The sequence below is a fragment of the Nocardia sp. NPDC050793 genome, from assembly GCF_040654065.1.
Classification (GTDB): Bacteria; Actinomycetota; Actinomycetes; order Mycobacteriales; family Mycobacteriaceae; genus Nocardia.
Genome location: NZ_JBFAHG010000030.1, coordinates 1 through 1,309, shown reverse-complemented (window position 1 = coordinate 1,309; position 1,309 = coordinate 1). Strand labels below are relative to the sequence as shown.

Genomic DNA, 1,309 nt, shown 5'->3' with positions numbered 1-1,309 from the left:
CCACGCGCCGGACCAGTTCGGCGGCGTCCGGCGTCTCGGACGGTACGACCCACGACGCGGAGGCGTCTCCGTCCTCCGTTTCGATGACGAACTGCGACCGCAGCATGTGGTGGGTGGTGAGCAGTTCCTGCACGGCGGCGACGAGATCGCCGGTCGCCAGACCCTGCGGCGCGACCAGCAGACGGGACTGGGTGAAGCGGCGCAGCGTGCGGGCGGACATGTGGGTGAGCGTCTCGCGGACGATCGGTGTCGGCGGAACCTCCCCGACGGCCGAAGTGCGTTCCCGGTCCGTCTCCGCTGCGGGCGCGGTGTCGTGCGCTGCCGCGATCGCGGCAACGGTGCGCAGTTCGAACACCTGACGCGCGGTCACCCGGATGTCGGCGGCGCGCAGTCGCGCGACGAGTTGGATCGAGACGATGGAGTCCCCGCCGAGCGCGAAGAAGTCGTCCTCGACGCCTACCCGCTCGAGCCCGAGCACGTCGGCGAACGCGCCGCACAGGGTCTTCTCCAGTTCGGTGGTGGCTTCACCGGATCCGGCGAGCGCCGCGAAATCCGGTGCGGGAAGAGCCTTCTTGTCGATCTTGCCGTTGGTGGTGACCGGCAGGACCGGGAGGAGGACAACGGCAGCGGGGACCATGTACTCGGGCAGTCGCTTCCCGAGAGCGGCACGGAGGTCCCCGGGCTCGACGGTGCCGTCGGCCACCACGTAGGCGACCAGCCTGGTCACCGCGCGCTCGTCGGTGTGGGGAACGACGACGGCGGCCCGCACGTGCGGATCGGCGACGGTGGCGGCTTCGATCTCTCCGAGTTCGATGCGGTAGCCCCGGATCTTGACCTGGTCGTCGTCGCGTCCCACGTACTCGAGGTGCCCGTCGTGGTTCCAGCGCACGACGTCACCTGTGCGGTACATGCGTTGTCCCCCGGCGGCGTAGGGGTCGGCCACGAATCGTTCGGCGCTCAGGCCGGGACGGCCCAGGTATCCGCGGGTGACGCCGGTTCCGCCGACGTACAGTTCGCCTGCGACCCCGGGAGCCGCCGGGCGAAGCCAGTTGTCGAGCACGTACAGCCGGGTGCCCGCCGTCGGCCCGCCGATCGTGACGGTCTCACCGGAGATCCGGGCGTAGGAGGAGTCGACGGTGCATTCGGTGGGTCCGTAGCAGTTGAACGCCTCGACACCGGAGGCGGCGAGGGTGCGCCACAGTTCGCCCCCCACAGCTTCACCGCCGACGGTGACCTTGGCGGGCCGGTGGTGCTCCGGATCGAGAAGGCCTCCGTCGAGCAACCGGCTCATGAGGACGGGAACCGTGTC

1 protein-coding gene is annotated in these 1,309 nt (G+C 70.2%); it reads right to left on the bottom strand.

Annotated features, from left to right (window positions below):
* The coding region (locus tag AB0H50_RS35510; protein ID WP_357461669.1) for an AMP-binding protein at window positions 1–1,291 on the bottom strand (1,291 nt) is incomplete at its 3' end.
* Between the last annotated feature and the right edge of the window lie 18 nt (window positions 1,292–1,309).